The 19,907-nt window shown below is 50.3% G+C and carries 16 protein-coding genes; 10 read left to right on the top strand and 6 right to left on the bottom strand.

Features of this window, described 5'->3' with window-relative positions; genetic code table 11:
- Window positions 1-464: 464 nt before the first annotated feature.
- On the top strand, window positions 465-2,210 hold the full coding sequence (locus GCU44_RS09410) for a PQQ-dependent sugar dehydrogenase (protein ID WP_154856193.1): 1,746 nt from the start codon (window positions 465-467) through the stop codon (window positions 2,208-2,210).
- A gap of 10 nt (window positions 2,211-2,220) precedes the next feature.
- Here the strand turns inward: GCU44_RS09410 and GCU44_RS09405 are convergent, their stop codons facing one another.
- Complete coding sequence (locus tag GCU44_RS09405; protein WP_092172915.1) at window positions 2,221-3,507, bottom strand: Nramp family divalent metal transporter; 1,287 nt, start codon at window positions 3,505-3,507, stop codon at window positions 2,221-2,223.
- 194 nt (window positions 3,508-3,701) lie between these two features.
- Between GCU44_RS09405 and GCU44_RS09400 the strand changes: the two genes are divergently transcribed.
- The 6 genes from GCU44_RS09400 (at window position 3,702) to egtD (ending at window position 10,744) form a co-directional block, all read left to right on the top strand.
- Window positions 3,702-4,991 (top strand): amidohydrolase/deacetylase family metallohydrolase, encoded by a 1,290-nt coding sequence (locus GCU44_RS09400; RefSeq protein ID WP_241684887.1) that lies wholly within the window; start codon window positions 3,702-3,704, stop codon window positions 4,989-4,991.
- A 10-nt stretch (window positions 4,992-5,001) separates the two neighbouring features.
- Window positions 5,002-6,249 carry an amidohydrolase/deacetylase family metallohydrolase gene (locus GCU44_RS09395; RefSeq protein ID WP_154856191.1) on the top strand — a complete coding sequence of 416 codons (1,248 nt, stop codon included), beginning with the start codon at window positions 5,002-5,004 and terminating at the stop codon, window positions 6,247-6,249.
- Entirely contained in the window at window positions 6,231-7,844 is a 1,614-nt protein-coding gene (locus GCU44_RS09390) for an aminotransferase class V-fold PLP-dependent enzyme (protein ID WP_154856190.1), read from the top strand. The genes GCU44_RS09395 and GCU44_RS09390 overlap by 19 nt, the downstream gene beginning before the upstream one ends.
- A 69-nt stretch (window positions 7,845-7,913) precedes the next feature.
- Window positions 7,914-8,489 (top strand): RidA family protein, encoded by a 576-nt coding sequence (locus tag GCU44_RS09385; RefSeq protein WP_154856189.1) that lies wholly within the window; start codon window positions 7,914-7,916, stop codon window positions 8,487-8,489.
- Window positions 8,490-8,630: 141 nt separating this feature from the next.
- Complete coding sequence (gene egtB, locus GCU44_RS09380) at window positions 8,631-9,815, top strand: ergothioneine biosynthesis protein EgtB (protein ID WP_154856283.1); 1,185 nt, start codon at window positions 8,631-8,633, stop codon at window positions 9,813-9,815.
- On the top strand, window positions 9,812-10,744 hold the full coding sequence (egtD, locus tag GCU44_RS09375; RefSeq protein ID WP_154856188.1) for an L-histidine N(alpha)-methyltransferase: 933 nt from the start codon (window positions 9,812-9,814) through the stop codon (window positions 10,742-10,744). Before egtB ends, egtD begins: the two co-directional genes overlap by 4 nt.
- 2 nt (window positions 10,745-10,746) lie before the next feature.
- Here egtD and GCU44_RS09370 read toward each other — a convergent pair whose 3' ends face one another.
- Window positions 10,747-11,490 carry a hypothetical protein gene (locus GCU44_RS09370; RefSeq protein ID WP_154856187.1) on the bottom strand — a complete coding sequence of 248 codons (744 nt, stop codon included), beginning with the start codon at window positions 11,488-11,490 and terminating at the stop codon, window positions 10,747-10,749.
- Between the two features lie 109 nt (window positions 11,491-11,599).
- On the opposite strand from GCU44_RS09370, the gene phnW reads away from it, so the two are divergent.
- A complete protein-coding gene (gene phnW, locus GCU44_RS09365; RefSeq protein ID WP_154856186.1) occupies window positions 11,600-12,697 on the top strand; it encodes a 2-aminoethylphosphonate--pyruvate transaminase in 1,098 nt (365 codons plus the stop codon).
- A gap of 74 nt (window positions 12,698-12,771) precedes the next feature.
- Here the strand turns inward: phnW and GCU44_RS09360 are convergent, their stop codons facing one another.
- The 4 genes from GCU44_RS09360 to cysS form a co-directional block, all read right to left on the bottom strand.
- Complete coding sequence (locus GCU44_RS09360; protein WP_154856185.1) at window positions 12,772-14,223, bottom strand: sialate O-acetylesterase; 1,452 nt, start codon at window positions 14,221-14,223, stop codon at window positions 12,772-12,774.
- Between the two features lie 93 nt (window positions 14,224-14,316).
- The gene (gene galK, locus GCU44_RS09355; RefSeq protein WP_154856184.1) at window positions 14,317-15,474 is read right to left on the bottom strand and encodes a galactokinase; all 1,158 of its coding nucleotides are present in this window, start codon (window positions 15,472-15,474) and stop codon (window positions 14,317-14,319) included.
- 23 nt (window positions 15,475-15,497) lie between these two features.
- On the bottom strand, window positions 15,498-16,481 hold the full coding sequence (locus GCU44_RS09350) for a M28 family peptidase (protein WP_154856183.1): 984 nt from the start codon (window positions 16,479-16,481) through the stop codon (window positions 15,498-15,500).
- Window positions 16,471-17,964 carry a cysteine--tRNA ligase gene (gene cysS, locus GCU44_RS09345; protein ID WP_092172882.1) on the bottom strand — a complete coding sequence of 498 codons (1,494 nt, stop codon included), beginning with the start codon at window positions 17,962-17,964 and terminating at the stop codon, window positions 16,471-16,473. Before cysS ends, GCU44_RS09350 begins: the two co-directional genes overlap by 11 nt.
- Window positions 17,965-18,121: 157 nt before the next feature.
- Between cysS and GCU44_RS09340 the strand changes: the two genes are divergently transcribed.
- The gene (locus GCU44_RS09340) at window positions 18,122-18,592 is read left to right on the top strand and encodes a ribosome maturation factor RimP (RefSeq protein WP_154856182.1); all 471 of its coding nucleotides are present in this window, start codon (window positions 18,122-18,124) and stop codon (window positions 18,590-18,592) included.
- A gap of 5 nt (window positions 18,593-18,597) precedes the next feature.
- Window positions 18,598-19,842, top strand: a complete 1,245-nt coding sequence (gene nusA, locus GCU44_RS09335; RefSeq protein ID WP_154856181.1) for a transcription termination factor NusA — start codon at window positions 18,598-18,600, stop codon at window positions 19,840-19,842.
- Window positions 19,843-19,907: the final 65 nt, after the last annotated feature.

The raw sequence follows: 19,907 nt of genomic DNA, 5'->3' as shown, positions 1-19,907 counted from the left end.
CCTTCCGGAAACGCTCCGAAAACAAATACCTTTTAATTTGTAGTTTTTTGTATCATTCTTATTCTTGAGAATTTGATTTTCACACAAATCTTACACAATAAGGTCTGATAGGCTGGCTAGCTCGGGGTGATTTTGGGGCTAATATTAAGTAAAATTTAATTAACAAGCAACCGAATCACCTTTGAAATAATTTTTTTAATCTTTGTGCACACTTCATTTGAAAAACCAGTCAAAGCAATCGCCTAACTCTTTAACTATTTTCATTAAGTCAAGTCACTTTTAAGAGATATTATAGGCGATTTTTTCAGTAAAACCTTGCATTTTATTTCGATACTAAAACCGAATAGCCATTCAAAAACGCCCCGTATTTATTGGATTATTCCAATTTTTAGCATTTCGCATAACCTTCTATTGTATTCCTGCGCATTTTTTACTAATTATCCCCAAAAATTTGCTACGAAGCTATGAATCACTCACTTTCCAGTTGTTATTGTTTTTTCTTCAGCCTGGCACTCCTTACTTTTTGTGTTTCCTCCTGCCAGGCCCCGCTTCCAATCGCAGATGCGGACAATGGCGGACTTACGCTTCCGGAAGGATTTGGCGCCCTGGTCGTAGTAGATAGCATCGGGCGGGGGAGGCATCTTGCTGTCAATGATAATGGGGACATTTATGTAAAACTGCGGTATGCAAAAGAGACCGGTAGCAACGTGGCACTTCGGGATACCACCGGAGACGGAAAAGCAGATATCATCCGCTATTTCGGTGCATACAAAGACGAAGGGAGCCTGGCCAACGGCATGCGAATTCACGAGGGCTACCTCTACTACAGCGCCGCAAGGGTGGTGTACCGCAGCCGACTTGAGCCTGGAAAACTGGTTCCGGATAGCCCCATGGAGGTGGTGCTGACCGATGACCACGAACACGGGATTCACTGGCACATCACCAAACCGATGTCCTTTGACAACGAAGGCAACTTATACGTTCCCTTCGGCAGCCCCTCCAATGCCTGCCAGGACCTGGTGAATAAACCGGGGGGCATACCGGGCTCCGAGGGCCTGGACCCCTGCCCCGAACTAATCGAACACGGCGGGGTATGGAAGTTTCCGAAAGACAAACTGGGTATGACCCAAAAGGATGGTGAATTGTATGCGACCGGTATTCGCAGCGTAGTAGCCATGGATTACCATCCCGAAGACGAAGAACTGTACCTGCTCATGCATGGCCGGGACAACCTGCACCTGTTGTATCCCGAAACATTTACCCCCTGGGAGAGCGCAATTTTGCCGTCGGAGGAATTTATCCGGGTACGAGAAGGGGGAGATTACGGCTGGCCCTATTGCTATTACGACCATATACAAGGGAAAAAAGTGCTGGCTCCCGAATACGGGGGGGATGGAAAAATAACCGGGAGGTGTGAAGGGATGGACGATCCGGTGATGGGTTTTCCGGGTCACTGGGCTCCCAACGATTTGCTGTTTTATAAAGGCGATCAGTTTCCGGAACGGTACAAGGGAGGGGCTTTTGTCGCCTTCCACGGGTCCACCAACAGAGCCCCCTATCCACAGTCCGGCTATTTTGTGGCCTTTGTCCCTTTTGAAAACGGACAAGCCACCGGGGAATGGGAAGTTTTCGCCAATGGATTTGCAGGAACCGACCCCATCGTCAACGTAAGTGATGCCGAATTTCGCCCCATGGGACTCGCCGAAGGCCCGGACGGCTCGCTCTACATTTCGGATTCCAACAAGGGACGAATCTGGCGCATTCTGTACACCGGAGATAAAACCAATTTTGGGGATGCGCAACTCGCCGCCATGGAGGAGCAAAAACTACTGCCAAATGTACGCAGACCCGATCCGGAAAAAGACAACCTCGACCGAGGGCAACAGCCAACCGGAAATAAAGTCTACTCCACCTATTGCGCACCCTGTCACCAGCGGGATGGAAAAGGAGCCAGCGGAAGAATACCTGGACTCCACCAGACCGACTGGGTCTCGGGTGACAAAGAACGCCTGATTCGGATCGTACTTCAGGGATTGGATGGGGAAATAGAAGTGAACGGCGAACGATACGACAACGTCATGCCAGCCCATGGATTCCTCGACGATACACAAATTGCAAGTGTACTCACCTTTATCCGGGAGAATTTCGGCAATCAGGCCGGTGCAGTCCTGCCCGAAGAGGTAGCCGCGCTGCGCTCCGATACTCCGTAGAAACTGGGAATTACCCCCTGACCAATTCCATCAAGGCCAAATACCCCGTGTAGGAAATGATGCAGGCAAAAACCAAAGATGCTACCAGGCCCAGATTGAGCCAGATGCCTGCGCGATGGGTGCCCATCAGCTGTTTTTGATTGATAAGGTAAAGCATGCAGGCAATCACCAGCGGCAATACGAATACCGCCGCCACCTGTGTTACTATTTGGGCAAAAATTGGATTTGCTCCCAAGATAGGAACCGTTAGCCCAACCAGGCAGGCAAACCCCGTCAATATTTTGAATCGGCGGGAACGCGTATCCAGTTCTCCCTCTTTGTAATCAGCCACCAACAGCGGGGCCACCATCAAGATCGGAAAAACAGACGAGAGACCGGCACTCAGTGCTCCGGTCATAAAGAGGGCCACGGCAAATTTCCCTGCCACCGGCTCCAGGGTGTACACCATGTCCATCACTTTTTCGATGGTCTTACCTTCCGCATACAGCGCCCCGGTGGCAGCTGCCATGATCGACAAGTTAATAACCAGCATAAGCAATGCGCTTATCCAGGCATCTTTGGATTGTTCGGCCGTATGGCTAGGGCCCCAGCCTTTTCCCTTCATCAACAAGGGCCGTACAACGAAGGTAGGAGCTGCCATGGTAGTCCCCACGAAAGCCGCTACCAGGAGTTTTCCGCCCGCCACATCTGGAACAGAGGGGACAAGTCCAGCAAGCATTTGCCCCGGGTCCGGCAATACCACAAACATGGAAATGATGAACGAAATCCCCATGACCGTCACAAACACGATCAATACCTTTTCGAAAAACGAATACTGGCCCACCAACAGCAAGGCATACATTAAGACGATCAACCCAATGGCAATGCCCAGCACCGGCCAATAGGAATCTCCCGAAACGCCCGGAAAAAACAACACAACCATCTCGTAAATAGCATTGGCACTCAAACCCAGGATACCGGAAAGGGAGTTCCACTGCGCCAAAATGATGCCTCCCACCACCAGGATAGAAATCCATTTCCCTCCCTTTAGTTTGGTTTTGAAGCTATAAATGGACGTTTGGCCGGTGATAACGGCGTACCTTCCATAGGCTTCCATCAGCACCCAGGAAAACACGCAGCTGAGCACCAATACCCAGAGCAACTGCATCCCAAATTGGCTGCCAGCCTTGGCCATGGATGTGACGCTACCGGTACCAATCGTGTAGCCAATGCAGAAAATTCCAGGCCCAATTCCAAGCATCCAAAGCCAAACTTTTTGCAGAAGGTTCTTTTTGGGTGTATTATTTGCTGTGTTCATAGCAGGACGGGATATAATTCGGTTTGCAAGCCGTTAATTTGACTATTTTTATCCTCAATAAAAAGCGAAAGTCCTTTTTGCCTGTCTATTTATAAAATAGGGCTTTGTTAAAACATTTTTTTTTGCAATATTTCCGTACTTCTCGTTAGAAATTCCACCGTTAACTGCTTGTTACACCCAAAATCCATTTCTCCTTGAACGCACTCCTCTTCTCTATCGATACCCTGCGCCGCAGCCTGCAAGTGCTTGTCGTATTGCTGCTGTTTTTATCGACATCGGTCCTTGCACAGGACATTGACCTGCTGCTAAAAGGTGGTCACGTACTGGATCCCAAAAATGGGATTAACGAACCCATGGACCTGGGCATCACTGGCAAGACGATCGTAAAAGTCGAAAAAAACATTCCTGCCAGTGCAGCAAAAAAAGTCCTGGACATTAAAGGACTGTACCTTACGCCGGGGCTGGTAGACATGCACGTACACGTATTTCACGGGGCCGATACGGATTCCTACATTGCCAATGGTCTAACCAGCCTTCCGCCAGATGGGTTCACCTTCCGCTCCGGCGTTACCACCGTGGTCGATGCCGGGTCTTCCGGATGGCGAAATTTCCGCCAGTTCAAAAAACAAACCATCGACCGGGCGCAAACCCGGGTACTGGCTTTTTTAAACATCGTTGGCACCGGCATGTACGGAAGGTATGAAGAGCAAGATGTGATGGACATGAATCCGACCATGACGGCGAACATGATTCGCCGCTTGTATCCGGACATCCTGGTCGGTATTAAATCCGCTCATTACTGGGGAGATTTTACCCAGGTAGACATCGCCGTAGAAGCGGGAAAGCTGGCCCAGGTACCTGTGATGGTTGATTTTGGCGAGCACCAACCCCCTAATTCCATTGAATCCTTATTTATGGAACACCTGCGGCCGGGCGATATTTTTACCCATACCTTTTCCTACGGACCCGCCAACCGGGAGACCATAGTAGATGAGCAGCTAAAACTAAAACCCTTTATTCTTCAGGCGCAGGAGAAAGGAATTCGCTTCGATGTGGGCCATGGAGGCGGTGCCTTTTCTTTTCGGCAAGCCATTCCCGCCATCGAGCAGGGCTTTTTGCCGGATGTGATCAGTTCAGACCTGCACAAAGACAGCATGAATGGAGGCTTTAAAGACATGGCCAACCTATTGTCCAAATTTATGAATATGGGACTGAGCCTGGAAGAGGTGATCGAACGAGCCACCTGGATGCCCGCACAGGTAATCAATCGAAAGGATTTGGGAAACCTGGACGTAGGGTCCGAAGCAGACATTGCGGTATTTCGCCTGGTGGAAGGAAACTTTGGCTTTCAGGACATCCGGCGAACAAAAATCGATGGAGATAAGCGATTGGAAACCGAACTCACCTTGCGGGCAGGCAGAATTGTCTGGGATCTAAATGGTATGAGCGCACCCTACTGGGAATCCGAACTTAGCAACCGATAACCCACTACGAATGAAACATTGCGTTCTGTTTTTCCTTGGGATGACCCTTGGTATCCCCCTTTTCGGTCAGGAATTTGACCTATTGATCCAGAACGCGTACCTGATCGATGCCAGAAATGCCCGGCAGGATACCCTGGATCTGGGGATAGCGAACGGAAAAATTGCGCAGGTTGCCCCCTCCATCGGTTCCGATCGGGCAAAGAAAGTGATTGATGCTTCCGGGCTGATTCTATGTCCAGGCCTCATCGATACGCACACCCACGTATTTGTAGGCAGTAAGGCGCGTACCTTTGCGGATGGTTTTTCCAGCGTTTCGCCGGATGACTTTTCGTTTCGCTCGGGTGTCACCACGGTAGTGGATGCCGGTACTTCCGGGTGGAGAAACTTTGAGACCTTCAAAAAAAACGTCATTGACGCCTCCCAAACCCGGGTATTGGCCTTCTTAAACATTGCCGGTTCGGGCATGAGCGGCAATCCCAGCCAGGAAAACCTGGAAGACATGGATGCCGAAATGGCTGTGAAAATGATCCAGAAGTATCCGGATCATTTGGTTGGCATAAAAATAGGCCACTACACAGGTGAGGAATGGTTACCCTTTGACCGGGCGCTGCTGGCTGCAGAAACGGCCAAAAAACCGCTATTGGTGGAATGCCATTTACCGCAGTACACCCTGGCCAAGCAGCTCGAAAAAATGCGGCCAGGAGATATCCTGACCCACAGTTTTGAGGAGATTGACGAGCGCATGCCCATCGTCGATGAAAAAGGCCGCTTGCGACCCTTCGTACAAACGGCCTACGAGCGGGGAATCATCTTCGATGTGGGGCATGGCGGAGCCGGGTTCTGGTTTAGTCAGGCCATTCCTGCCCTGCGGCAAGGCCTTGTCCCCCATACTTTCGGCACAGACCTGCACCGGTTTAGCATGAACGCGGGAATGAAAAATATCCTGAATGTGATGTCCAAATTCATTGCCATGGGTATGGAAACAGAAGAAGTCATCAAACGGGCTTCCTGGCAGGCAGCCCAAGCCATACAACGACCAGACCTGGGGCATTTGAGCGAAGGAGCGGTAGCGGATTTGGCCCTACTGAAACTGCACGAAGGCGAATTCGGCTTCGTTGACGCTGCCGGAAACCGGATTGCCGGAAAATACAAATTGGAAGCAGAGCTGACCATGAAAGGTGGCAAGGTCGTGTACGACCTGAATGGTCTGACAGCAAAAACGTATAACGAAAACATGTTATGGATAGACGAGAAATGATTAAAAACCTGGCCATACTGCCTGTAGGTGGAAGCCTAATGGGCATGTCGCCCTTACTGGAAAAGCGAAAAAAGCCTATCGGCCCACTGGCCCTTGACGAAAACATTTACCGCTCCCTGGGTGTGGAGCCCATCATCAACTGCCGGGGCACCTTTACCATCATCGGTGGCTCCATCGAGCGACCCGAGGTGCATCAGGCCATGGCGGCGGCGGGAAAAAACTTTGTACAATACGATGAATTGGCCTTTGCAATCGGAGAAAGGCTGGCGGAAATCACCAAGGCGGAATTTGGCATCATCACCGCTGGCTGTGCAGCAGCCATGAAACACGCCACCGCAGCCTGCGTCACAGGAGGTAATCCGGAAAAACTCCTGCGTATCCCGGATCTCTCCGGAATGGAGAAAACCGAAGTGATCGTTCCCCGACACTCGCGTAACGTCTACGACCACGCGGTGCGAAACGTCGGAGTGACCATCGTGGAAGTCAATAGCCCCGAGGAGTTGGAACGTGCCATTAATCCCAAAACGGCAATGATCTACCTGATCTCGGGGAGAGGAGCGGCTACCGGACAGCCGTTGTCACTTGAGAACATTGCCCGAATCGCCAAAGACCAAGAGGTACCCATACTAATGGATGCCGCTGCCGAAAATCTGACGATTCCCTGTGTTCACTTTGAAAGAGGCGCTACCATGGTGGCATACAGCGGAGGAAAGGCCATTTGCGGACCGCAGTGTGCCGGACTGTTATTGGGAAGAAAAGACCTGATGCTTTCTGCCTGGCAGGCCAGCTCCCCTCATCATGGGCCAGGGCGAGACAATAAAGTGGGCAAGGAAGAAATGCTGGGCATGCTTGCCGCTGTGGAAGCCTGGACCACCCGTGACCACGAAAAAGAATGGGATACCTGGATGGAATGGCTCAATCAGATCGCCGACCGCGCAACCAAGGTCAAGGGGGTCAGCTTTCAGATCAACCAGCCCTTCGACCTAAACAACCGAGCTCCCATGCTGCAAATCTTGTGGGATCCGGAGCAGCTGCGGATAACGGGCGAAGAAGTGGCCGAGCGCTTTGGTCGCACCCCTCCACGCATAGCCGTGGGAAGTCGTAATCAGGACGGGCTTACCTCCATCACCATCAGCCCCAACCAAATGCAGGCGGGAGAAGCCAAAGTAGTCGCCGACCGGATTCACCAAACACTATCGGAAAAACGAAAAGCTCCGGACAAGTCGCTGATCCCGCCGGTTGGAGATCTCAGTGGCAGTTGGGAAGTGGAAATGACTTTCTTTAGCAGCAAAAGTACCCATCAGTGGGTCTTGAGTCAGGACGAGAACTGGCTAAACGGCACACACATGAGTGATTTCGCCAAGCAGGACATCTACGGAAGTATCGAAGGAGACAAGGTTATCCTTCGAAGCAATTTCCGAAAACCGGGCGACTCGGTGGTCTTCATGTTTACCGGCAAGCTTCAGGGAGAAAGCCTGGAGGGAGAAGTATTCATGGGAGAGTACCTAACCGCTCGTTTCAACGCCAAAAAGTCCGGAACGCAGCCAAGAAGAGAACGAATCATGGTTCCGTCTGGCCCTCCACTGGCCACGTAAGCAGCATGAAAGAAACGAACCATCCACCCAAAATGACCGGATTTCACCACCTTTAAAACCAGTAATTGTATGAAAAACTATGCATTATTCCTGTCATTGTCAATCCTGACACTCTTTTCCTGCACGCAACCGACCTCTGAGGTACAGGAAGACCCCGCTCCTACGCAACAGAAGAGTGACGGCCTGGACGCCGAACAACGCCTTCGCGATCTGGGCATCGAGCTGATCCTGCCCAACCCGCCCACGGCCAATTACCTCAAGGCCAAGACCGTTGGGAATTTGGTGTACCTGGCCGGACATGGACCGGATCGACCCGATGGCAGTCAGGTAATCGGCAAATTGGGCTCGGAATTGGAATTGGAAGAAGGGATCGAAGCTGCGCGGTTTACCGGTATCTCCCTGCTTTCTTCTCTAAAGGCCGAAATAGGCGACCTCAACCGCGTGAAGAATATCGTACGCGCGCAAGGGATGGTCAATGCCGATCCGTCATTTAAGCAACACTCCCAGGTAATCAACGGTTTTTCAGACCTGATGGTAGAGATTTTTGGCGAAAAGGGCAAGCATGCGCGGGCCGCAATCGGCATGAGTTCACTACCCAACAATATCGCGGTGGAAATCGACATGATCGTCGAACTTTATGAGTAATTGATTTCGTATTCTAACGAAGGGTACTAAATTTAAGCCTTCCTAAAAACAAATCAGGCGGGGAGCACGCATACGTTCCCGCCTGGCTTTGGTTTGGGTAAATCCGTAACAGCTACCAAAAACCTCAGTCATTGTATGCCAATGAAACCCATCCAAACGGAATCCACCTTACAAACCCTCCTTCGGCAATTTCAAGACTGTCGGCACCAAACGGAGCAAATCTGCGCTCCCCTAACACCGGAAGACCATGTACCCCAGCCCATGGTCGATGTCTCTCCTCCAAAATGGCATCTGGCACACACCACCTGGTTTTTTGAGCAGTTTCTTCTGGGTCCCTTCAATCCGGATTACCGGGTTTACGATACCGATTTCGCGTACCTATTCAACAGCTACTACAACAATGCCGGGAAGCGCATCCTGCGGCCCAACAGGGGCCTGATGAGCCGTCCTCCCGTACAGGAAGTCTTGAACTACCGTTCGCACGTAACCCAGGCAGTCACGGACTTTATTTCCTCCAGTAGCACAGCTGCCAGGGCCCTGGAGATCCTTACGCTGGGCATTCACCACGAGCAACAACACCAGGAACTACTGGTCTACGACATCAAATACATACTGGGCCACCAACCCACCTTTCCGGTTTACGGGGAGGCCTTCGGCCTACATGCGGAAAAACAGGAATTCAACTGGGTTCCCATGGAAGAAGGGATTTATTCGATCGGCTACCAGGGAGACGGCTTTTGCTACGACAACGAGTTGGCCCGGCACCGGGTCTTTCTGGAGCCCTACCGGATTGCCAACAAATTGGTAACCAATGGCGAATACATGGAGTTTATTGCATCCGGTGCCTATTCGGATTTTAATCTATGGCATGCCGATGGCTGGGATTTCTTGAAAGTCAATCAGCTGACAGCGCCGCTGTACTGGCACCAACAGGACGGACAATGGCTGCAATACACGTTGAACGGACTGGTTCCCGTAGATCCTACTGCCCCCGTCCAACACGTTAGTTTTTACGAGGCCTTTGCATTTGCGGAATGGCAGGGAAAAAGACTGCCTACCGAGTTTGAATGGGAAGCGGCTGCCGATCAATTTTCCTGGGGACAGGTCTGGGAATGGACCGGCAGTGCCTACCTCCCCTACCCCGGCTTTCATAAGGCTCCCGGCGCCTTGGGGGAATACAACGGCAAATTTATGGTAAACCAGCAGGTACTGAGGGGCGCATCCGTGGCCACCGCGGCGGACCATAGCCGGAACAGCTACCGAAACTTTTTTGCTCCTCCCTCCCGATGGATTTTTTCAGGTATCAGACTTGCCGATTCCCTATGAAGCCTACTGCATTCGAAAAAGACGTGGTCGAAGGACTCAACGCATCCCCGAAAAAACTGTTTTCCAAGTATTTCTACGATGAAAAAGGATCCGCGCTTTTTCAGCAAATCATGCAGCTACCCGAGTATTACCTCCCGGCCTGCGAAACCGCTATTTTAGAGCAAAAGTCCAGCGAACTCCTCAAAGAGCTACCACTAGCGAACTACGAGGTGGTCGAGTTGGGGGCAGGAGATGGCACCAAAACCGCGCTCTTTCTGGAAGCCCTTATTCGGACTGGAAAAACCATTCGCTACCTCCCATTGGACATTTCTCCTGACATTTTGGAATTCAACCGGGACTTTATGAAACAACGGATCCCGGAGCTGGCCGTAGAACCGATACCAGGGGACTACTTCCATACCCTGGAAAGCATAAAAACACGAAAAACTCCCAAAATCATTTTGTTTTTAGGCTCCAACATTGGAAATTTTGAAGGTGAAAAGGCCCTGGAATTTATTTCTTTTGTCAAAAAGTACCTAAACGAGGGAGACCACTTCCTGCTGGGTGTGGACCTGAAGAAAAACCCGCGAACCATTCTGGCCGCCTACGACGATGCAGCCGGCATTACCAAACAATTTAACCTAAACCTACTTGACCGGATCAACCGGGAACTGGCAGCAAACTTTACTCCCGCTAATTTTGACCACTATGCCAGCTACAATCCCGTCTCTGGAGCCACGACCAGTTATCTGATCAGCAAGCAGGCCCAACAGGTCCGGGTGGCGGGACACACCATCGATTTTAAGGCATTTGAACCCATTCACATGGAAGTGTCCCAGAAATACAGCTTGGATGACCTGGAAAACATCCGCGAGAACGCCGGCTTTCATTCCGTGCAGCATTTTACCGATAGCCGTGATTATTTCAGCATCAGCCTTTTTGTGGTATAAGCCTACTCATCGAATCCGGGCCTCACAAAAAGGTCCATATTTGGAAATGTCTGTGCCAATTGCTCCTGTACTTGCTGGAGAGCTGCCATTACCCTGAACAGGGCACTTTCCTCTTCTTCAAAAAAGCCCAGCAGCGTCGCCCAAGCCTGCAAGGAGCGTTCAATGGCTATCCGTGTTATTTTGGCAGTACCATTGTAACCCCGCTCCTTCTCGGGAAGCTGCTTGTCATAGTCTCCCTCTTTTCCCATCAATGCCCGATGGCTTTTTGCAACAATAAAATGTTGGTACCAGCGAATTACTTCCAGGCTTTCCCTTACCCGCAATATATCCCTTTCTCCTTCCTGCATCGTTCGTATCCCCAGCTCCACCTCCTTAAAAATCATATCCATGCAGCTCTTTACCTGTCCTTGTTCCAGCCATTGCCGCGAAAGATCCAAATAAGCCAGGGACTTTCTTGTCAAGGGATGCTTTTCAACCGCCGTTTTCTGTTCCGCCCGCTCTTTCTCAAATCCCGGATCCGTTTTTGTCAGGTCAATGCCCTTTTCCCTGGCCATTTTATTTAGCAGTTTTAGGGCCTCTTGCAGGGTCTTGGTAATAGGTTCCAGAGATGTTTCCCATTTCGGATCACTTTTGGCTACCTGCCGGTCTTCTCTATCCGTGGCAAAAACCCTGCACCTGTCGGTATAAACGCATCGTTCACACCAACGGTCACAATAATTGTGAATGCCTGAAATAAAATCATCCATGGTATTGTAAACTGTTCGCCGAGGAAGGTACAAATTTAAGTCAGATTCCTGAAATTGTTGGGCGGAAAGCTTATCTTTCGCATCCGTATGTTTGCCTAATACCTTCAAGATGATACCAGAAAACCCCTATTTATTGCTTACTCCCGGACCCTTGAGTACCAGCAGGACCGTGCGTGCGGCCATGAACCGCGACTGGTGTACCTGGGACTCCGACTACAATAGTCTCGTACAGAAAATTCGAGCCAGATTGGTGGAATTGAGCCAGGGGGGGACAGCGTATACCTCTGTGTTGATGCAGGGTAGTGGCACGTTTTCGGTGGAAGCCGTTCTTTGGACCTGTCTGAAACCGGACAGTTCGTTGTTGGTAATTTCAAATGGTGCCTATGGAAAGCGAATGGCGCAGATCGCTTCCCAAATGGGAGCCGGTTTGCGGGTTTTGAATTTCCCCGAGGGGAGCCAGCCGGACCCAAAGGTAGTGGAAAAAACCTTGCAGGAACATCCGGAAATCAGTCACCTGGGCATGGTGCATTGCGAAACCACCACGGGTATGCTGAACCGATACATCCCCATTGCAGATTTGGCAAGCAAGTGGGAAAAGGTCTTTATCCTGGATGCCATGAGCAGTTTTGGTGGCATCCCCCTGGATGTGCGTTCGCCAAAGATCGACTTTCTCATCAGCAGTGCCAATAAGTGCATACAGGGCGTTCCGGGATTTGGTTTTGTGCTCGCCGACCGCACCCGTCTCCAAGGTTGCGAAGGAAACTCAAAAAGCCATTCACTGGACCTGGTCGATCAATGGAAAACAATGGAGACGAACCAAGGCAAATGGCGGTTTACTTCCCCAACCCATACCGTTCGGGCGTTTTTGCAAGCCTTGTCAGAATTGGACGAAGAAGGCGGGGTAGAGGCCAGGTACCGACGCTACTGTGAAAACCACCGGCTTCTGGTGCAGGGAATGGAAGCCTTGGGAATCCAGGCCTTTTTGCCCCCTACGGACCAATCGCCCATTATCACCGCCTTCCGTGAACCGGATGCTCCAAACTTCTCGTTCGAAAAGCTCTACAACCTATTGAAATCGGAAGGATTTGTCATCTATCCGGGAAAGGTCTCACAGGCTCCAACGTTTCGTATTGGACACATTGGTCATGTATTTCCGGAGGACATTCGCCAGTTGCTAAACGCAGTGGAACGGATAAAATTTTGGTAAACAAAAAAGCGCCTGGAAATTCCCGATCAGGTCGTGGATTTTCCAGGCACTGGTTTCAACCGACAGGGACTCCGTTACTTTTTACCATAGGTGATTCCCTCCCAGTCGTCCGTTCGGAAAGGATTGGCAGGAAGCCCTTCCTCGTTGTACAGATTGACGTCGTCTGGATTGTCGGCCCAGCCGTATCGTACTGCTACCGGTTGCGCGATATCTCCGGTTTCCAAAACGACTTGATTTCCATCCTGGTATCCTTTCACCCAGTGAAATTGTTTATCAGAACCTGCCACCGCAAAGCCTTTCACATAGCCGTATTTGTCCTTCACCCATAAGCCGGACCCCAGGTGATCAAAACTGATCCGGATCCGATCGCCCTGGATCTCCATGGATTTGAAGGTAGGGCCGCTATAAACCAGATCCATGCCGTAGGCCACTTTTTTCGCCGCAAGGGCCAGCCTTTCGGCGACGGTCCATTTGTCCCTGGGGTGGATATCGTCTGCTTCGCCCTTGTCAATAATGACCGCTTGTGCGGTATTGGGAAGGGAAAGAGTCATGCTCTGGGCCTCCCGCAACTCCGCCCAATCGCTGTCTTCGGGATTTTCTTTGGGCTGCTTGAAATTTGCCAATTGCACCCAGATAAAAGGGAAATCTCCCTGTCCCCATTGTTGCCGCCAGTCTTGGATCATCAGCGGAAAGATCTCCCGGTATTGGTAGGCCCTGCCGGCATTGGACTCGCCCTGGTACCAAAGGGCACCTTTGATGGCAAAGGGAATCACCGGCTCCAGCATGCCATAATACAGGCTCGTGGGCCAGTTGTTCGGTCTTCGGACTTCGGGATCGGAGAAATCGCTGGGACCTTCCGCCTGGTTCGTAGCGATTAGCTGACTAAAGTCTTCATGGGAGGCCAGCGCTTCTGCGCTCGTCCAGGCTTCGGAAACGGTGCCTCCCCAATTGATATCCAACAAGCCGATAGGAACGTCCAAATCTGCCTGCATTCGCCGCGCAAAATAATACCCGATTGCAGAAAAATTTTCGACGGAAGCCGGCGTGCAAATGGACCATTTGGCTTCTGCCACGTCGTCGAGGGGTTGCAGGCTCATGTTTCGCCCCACCTCAAACAACCGGATGTTTGGGTAATTGGCTACCTTGATGCTGTCTTCTCCGTTATTGGTGTTTTTTAAGGCCCACTCCATGTTGGATTGTCCTCCCAGCAACCACACGTCACCCATCATCACGTTTTCGTAGGCAAGGGATTCTTTGGGCGTGCTCACCAATAGTGTGTAGGGGCCGCCTTTGGGAAGTGCATCCATTTTGAGCTCCCAGGCGCCGGCTTTATCCGCCCTTACCCGGTATTCCTTCCCTTGAAAGCTGACAATCACCCGTTGCCTGGGGTCTGCCGTACCCCAAACGGGAATCTCCTGCCCTCGTTGCAATACCATGTGATCGGCAAATACCCGCGGTAATTTCAGCTCGGCCTGTACCTGAAACATCCACAGGCAGAGCGCGATAAGCATCCCAATTTTTTTCATTGTTATCTGGATTTAGTTTAGTAGAAAAAACATCCGATAAGATACGTGTTTTTAATCAAAAAGTGCGTGTTATCCGGTAGGTAGCCAATTTTTTTAATGTAGGAAATGGCGTTTGGTACCATCCACCACATTCACTTCGTAGGCTTTAAGCTGTATGCCAAATCGATTTTGGTAGGCTGCCGAAATTTTTTCAGTAAAAAATTGACTGGCGGATTTTTTCACCAGGTTCAAGGTGCAGCCACCAAAGCCGCCTCCCATCATGCGGGACCCGGCAACCTCTGACAAGTCCCGGGTGAAATCAACCAGGAAGTCAAGTTCCGGGCAACTCACCTCGTAGTCCTGGGAAAGCCCCTCGTGTGACCGATACAGGTAGGCGCCAAAACGATCCAGGTCATTTTGTTCCAATGCCTCGCAGCTTTGAATTACTCGCTCGTTTTCCTGGATTACGTAGGAACAACGTCGAAAAACGGTACCCGGCAGTTGATCTTTGAGGAGTTTCAACTGCTCGGCATCCACATCGCGAAGACTACTGACGTTGGGGTGGTGTGCTTGCACCAACGCTACTCCCTGCCTGCATTCCTCGCGACGTTTGTTATACGCCGAATCGGCCAACGAATGGGAAACCCCGGAATCGCACAACAGCCACTGATAGTTTCCCAGGTCTACCGGAAAGTACGCAAAGTCCAACGAACGACAATCCAGCCGCAGGGCCTGCTCCTTTTTACCCATCATAGACGCGAACATGTCCATGATCCCGCACTTAACGCCCGCAAAATCGTGCTCCGCCTGTTGCGAATACCGGACCAGATCCAGCTTCTCGATGCGCAGCGCAAATAACTCCGACAATCCCAGTCCCACACCGTTTTCCAGCGCAGCGGAGGACGACAAGCCGGCACCGATCGGAATATCGCCTCCAAATACACAATCGAACCCCTCCAGTACGTACCCCGCTCCCACAAACTGGGCAGCCACTCCCATGACAAAGTTGATCCAGCCATTCCGGGGCTTCAATTCCTCCAGCGTAAAGATTTGCTCTTCTTCGAAATCCAGGGAATAAATCCGGCAACTCCCAGAAGCATTTTTTGCGAAACCCAGGTAAATGTATTTGTCAATGGCTGCTGGCAACACAAAGCCTTCGTTATAATCGGTATGTTCGCCGATGAGATTGATCCGTCCCGGAGATCGAATCAGCAAGGGCTCCGAACCGTATTTTTCAAGAAAGGTGCTGCGAATCAACTGGGGAAGGGACATAAAAATGGCGGGTTTCGGAAGGGTTAATCTTCCTGGTAAAGGGTAAACAAAATGGTTTGGCCTACCACCGAAAGGGTCTTTTTATCGATCAATTCCATGCTATCATCATGGGTGTGGTGGTAGTGGCCAAATCCAAAGTCCGGACTGTATTCGATGATATTGATCATGGGAATATTGGCATCCTGATTGACAAACAGGTGGTCATCCGTGATGGCTTCCGATCGCCGCATGGGGAAAAAATCACCATGGCCCAGGCGGTGCGCATAATTCCAAACGCGGTCCACCAGGTTTTTGGCATATTGCATGGAATAGCCTTCTTTGTAAAACCGCGCATTTCTTCCGCCTACCATGTCCAGCAATATTCCGTAATAGGCCGTGTATCCTTTTTGATGGGGATTTTTGGACCAATGCTGGGAGCCCAGACACCACCAGATCTGGCTGGTATCCCGAAAGTTTTGGTGTTCGGGCTCTCCGTCGTCTTCTCCGTCAAAAAACACGATATCCACCCCTACTGCTGGCTGTAGGCTATCGGTATGCAATACCCGGGCGATCTCCAGTAGCACGCCCACCCCGCTGCCGCCGTCATTTGCTCCATCGATGGGTTCATCAATCCGTTCGGTATCCTTGTCCGCAATCCGGCGGGTATCCCAATGAGCCGCCAACAAAATGCGCTTGGTCGCTTCGGGCCGGTAACTCCCGATGATGTTCGTCAGTTCCAGATTTTTGCCATCATAGGCCTGGGCAGTGAATTCCTGCTCCGTCACCGAAAAGCCATAACCCTCCAGTTTTTCGACCAACCAATCGCCGGTTTCCCGGTGGGCTGGGGTATTGGGAACCCGCGGCCCAAAGGCTACCTGCTGTTCAATAAACGCATAGGCGGAATCGGCATTAAAGGGTGGATAGGCTTTTGCCGTAAATTCCGTCGTTGATGTTTCTTCCGTGACTTGTCGATCTCCACAAGACCACAAAAGCAGTATCAGGAGCACCAGGCGCGTACTATTCTTCATATCCCCAATCGATTTTCTCTTTCATGTCTTTAATGATCAGGCCGGCGGCCTTTAGCCCAGCCCGGATTTGGTCCACTTTCTGGTAGTCACGGGCAGTTTTCGCACCGCCATACAAGTCCAATATGACCTGCAATAATTGCTCCTGATGGTCTCCTTTTTCTTCCTGCAACCCCAGAATGTCAGAAACAAACGTACAAAATGTCTGGATGAGCTCCTCAAATACCTTTTCACCCAACTGAGCGGCCTGCAACTGTCCGGTATACAGGCTGTTTATTTTTTTCAACAAATTAAACAAATGGCCGGTCGCCTGGGCGGTGTTAAAATCATCATCCATGGAGGCAAAGGCTGCGTCGATACTTTGCCGAATCTGTCCAACCTGCTTTTCGTCAGTGCTCATTGTGGCATCTTCCTGATATACCAGGCTTCTGGCAATCCGGTACCCATTGATGAGTTTTTTATACCCTTTTTGCGCAGCCTGCAACGCTTGATTGGAAAAGTCCAGGGTGGACCGGTAATGGGCGGTCAGTATAAAATACCGGACGGTCATGGGGCTGTAGGGCTGTTCCAGGCGCTCGTGGTTTCCCTGAAACAGCTGCTGCAGGGTAATAAAATTGCCGAGGGACTTGCCCATTTTCTGGCCGTTGATGGTGATCATGTTGTTGTGCAACCAATACTTGGCCGGATCGGTATGGTTGCAGGCGTTACCCTGAGCGATTTCACATTCGTGGTGGGGAAACATCAGGTCCATCCCGCCACCATGAATGTCAAATTGGCTTCCCAGGTATTTTGAACTCATGGCGGTGCATTCCAGATGCCATCCGGGAAACCCCAGGCTCCAGGGGGATTCCCATTTCATGAGGTGTTCCGGGCTTGCCTTCTTCCAAAGGGCAAAATCCAGCGGGTTTCGCTTTTCGGATTGGCCGTCCAGCTCCCGACTGCCACTCATGAGCTCTTCGACCACCCTTCCGGACAGCCGGCCGTACTTTTTGATTTCGTTGTAAGCTAGTACATCGAAGTATACGCTCCCATTCACCTCATAGGCCAGGCCTTCGTCGAGAATCTGCTCCACCAGCCGAATTTGTTCCGGGATATGTCCGGTGGCCCGGGGTTCGATGCTGGGGCGGATGGTGTTAAGCAGTTCCATATCCCGGTGATAAGAGGTGGCGTATTGTTGGGCCACTTCCATGGGTTCGAGCTGCTCCAGTTTGGCTTTTTTTGCAATTTTATCCTCACCTTCGTCGGCATCCGCCTCCAGATGCCCCACATCGGTGATATTTCGTACATAGCGTACCTTATAGCCCAGATAGCTCAGGTACCGGTAGACCACATCGAAAGTGATCGCAGCCCGAGCATGCCCCAGGTGCGCATCGCCATATACCGTGGGACCGCAGACGTACATGCCCACATGCGGCGGTTTGAGTGGCTCAAAAAAGACTTTGTTTCTGGATAGAGTATTGTATATTTTTAATTTTTTTGAATGCATGAGGCAAATTTATCAAACTTTCAATACTTTTTTTAGGAAAATAATTTTATTACATTTGTACTAGAATTCGTTAGTGATCACAGAGGGGACAGGCAGTCCCCTCTTTCATTATGAATCATTTTGGAGGGGAGCCCTTGGAGCAAGTAAGCAAAAAGATATGAATTTGAGGCAAACGATAGAGGAAATAGTGGAAAAACACCTTCCCGATGCCAGCCACTTTGTGGTGGACATCCAAATCGTGGAAAAAGGACCCAAAAAATCCTTGCATATCCTCATCGATGCGGATCAGGGTATCACGATTGAAACCTGCGCACTGGTCAGTAGAGCGGTAGGGGATGAAATCGAGGCCAAAGAGCTCATGGATTCAGCGTATGTCATGGAAGTCTCTTCTCCGGGAGTGGATTTTCCGTTGAGTTCGCGAAGGCAGTACCAAAAAAATATCGGGCGCACCTTGAAGATTACACGAGACAATGGCGAAACGCTTGAGGGGAAACTCAGCGAAGTAGACCAACGAGGTATTCAGCTCCTGGTAACGAAAAAAGTAAAAGGTAAAAAGGCGGTAGAAGAAGCGATTTTCCTCCCCTTTGACCAAATAAGGAAATCTATAGTAGTAGTCTCTTTCAAATAAAAACAATGGATGCTAAAGTTCTGATTGAATCATTTGCTGAGTTTGCAAGATCGAAAAATGTGGACCGACCAACAATGATCCGTATTCTGGAAGATGTTTTTCGGGCAATGATTCGCAAAAAGTACGAAACAGATGAAAATTTTGATGTGATCATCAATGCTGACAAAGGAGATCTGGAGATCGTTCGGATCAGAGAAATTGTAGACGATAACTCGGAAGATATCTGGGATTACGACAAAATTAGTTTGTCAGAGGCAAAGAAAATTGAACCCGATTTTGAAATCGGAGAAGAAACGTACGAAAAGGTGGAATTGGAGGATTTTGGAAGAAGAGCCGTCATGATGGCTCGCCAAACCCTCATCCAACGGATCAAGGATCTGGAAAAGGACTTGCTCTTTCAGCAGTACGAGGAATTAGTTGGGGAAATCATCAGTGCGGAAGTATACCAAATCCTGGGAAGAGAGATCCTATTAATGGATGGAGAGGGGAACGAGCTGATCATGCCCAAATCCGAGCAGATTCCGAAGGATCGCTTTCGGAAAGGAGACAGTGTACGGGCCATTGTACACAAGGTAGAAATGATCAATGGCAACCCACGGATCATTTTGTCCCGAACGTCTCCCATCTTTTTGGAGCGTCTGTTTGAAAACGAAGTGCCGGAAGTATACGACGGACTCATCACCATCAAGAAAATTGTTCGGGAGCCCGGCGAACGAGCAAAGGTGGCGGTGGAATCCTACGATGACCGAATTGATCCGGTTGGGGCTTGCGTTGGAATGAAAGGCAGCCGAATTCACGCCGTGGTACGGGAATTGCAGAATGAGAATATTGACGTCATTAACTACACGGATAACCTTGATCTGTACGTGTCCCGAGCCCTGAGCCCTGCAAAGGTGTCTTCCCTGCAAGTTAGCGAAGAGGACAAGCGGATATCGGTATACCTCAAACCCGATCAGGTGTCCCTGGCCATCGGCAAAGGCGGTTTCAACATTCGGCTTGCCAGCCGTCTGGTGGGCTATGAAATCGATGTTTTCAGAGAGTTATCCGATTACGAAGAAGAGGAAGATGTGGATTTGTCCGAATTTTCTGACGAAATTGAGGGTTGGGTAATAGACGAATTGAAAAAAACAGGGCTTGATACGGCAAAAAGCGTATTGGCCTTGACCAAAGAAGACCTATTGCGGCGAACCGAACTGGAAGAAGAAACGATTGACGATGTATTTAAAATATTAAAACAGGAATTTGAATAGCGAATAACGATAGATTATACGTTATCCCCTTTATATTTGCATTAGAATAAAATACAGGAATAGGT

Source organism: Cyclobacterium xiamenense (assembly GCF_009467825.1).
Classification (GTDB): Bacteria; Bacteroidota; Bacteroidia; order Cytophagales; family Cyclobacteriaceae; genus Cyclobacterium; species Cyclobacterium xiamenense.
The sequence above is the reverse complement of the archived record's forward strand: the minus strand, read 5'-3'. Positions and strand labels throughout refer to the sequence as shown.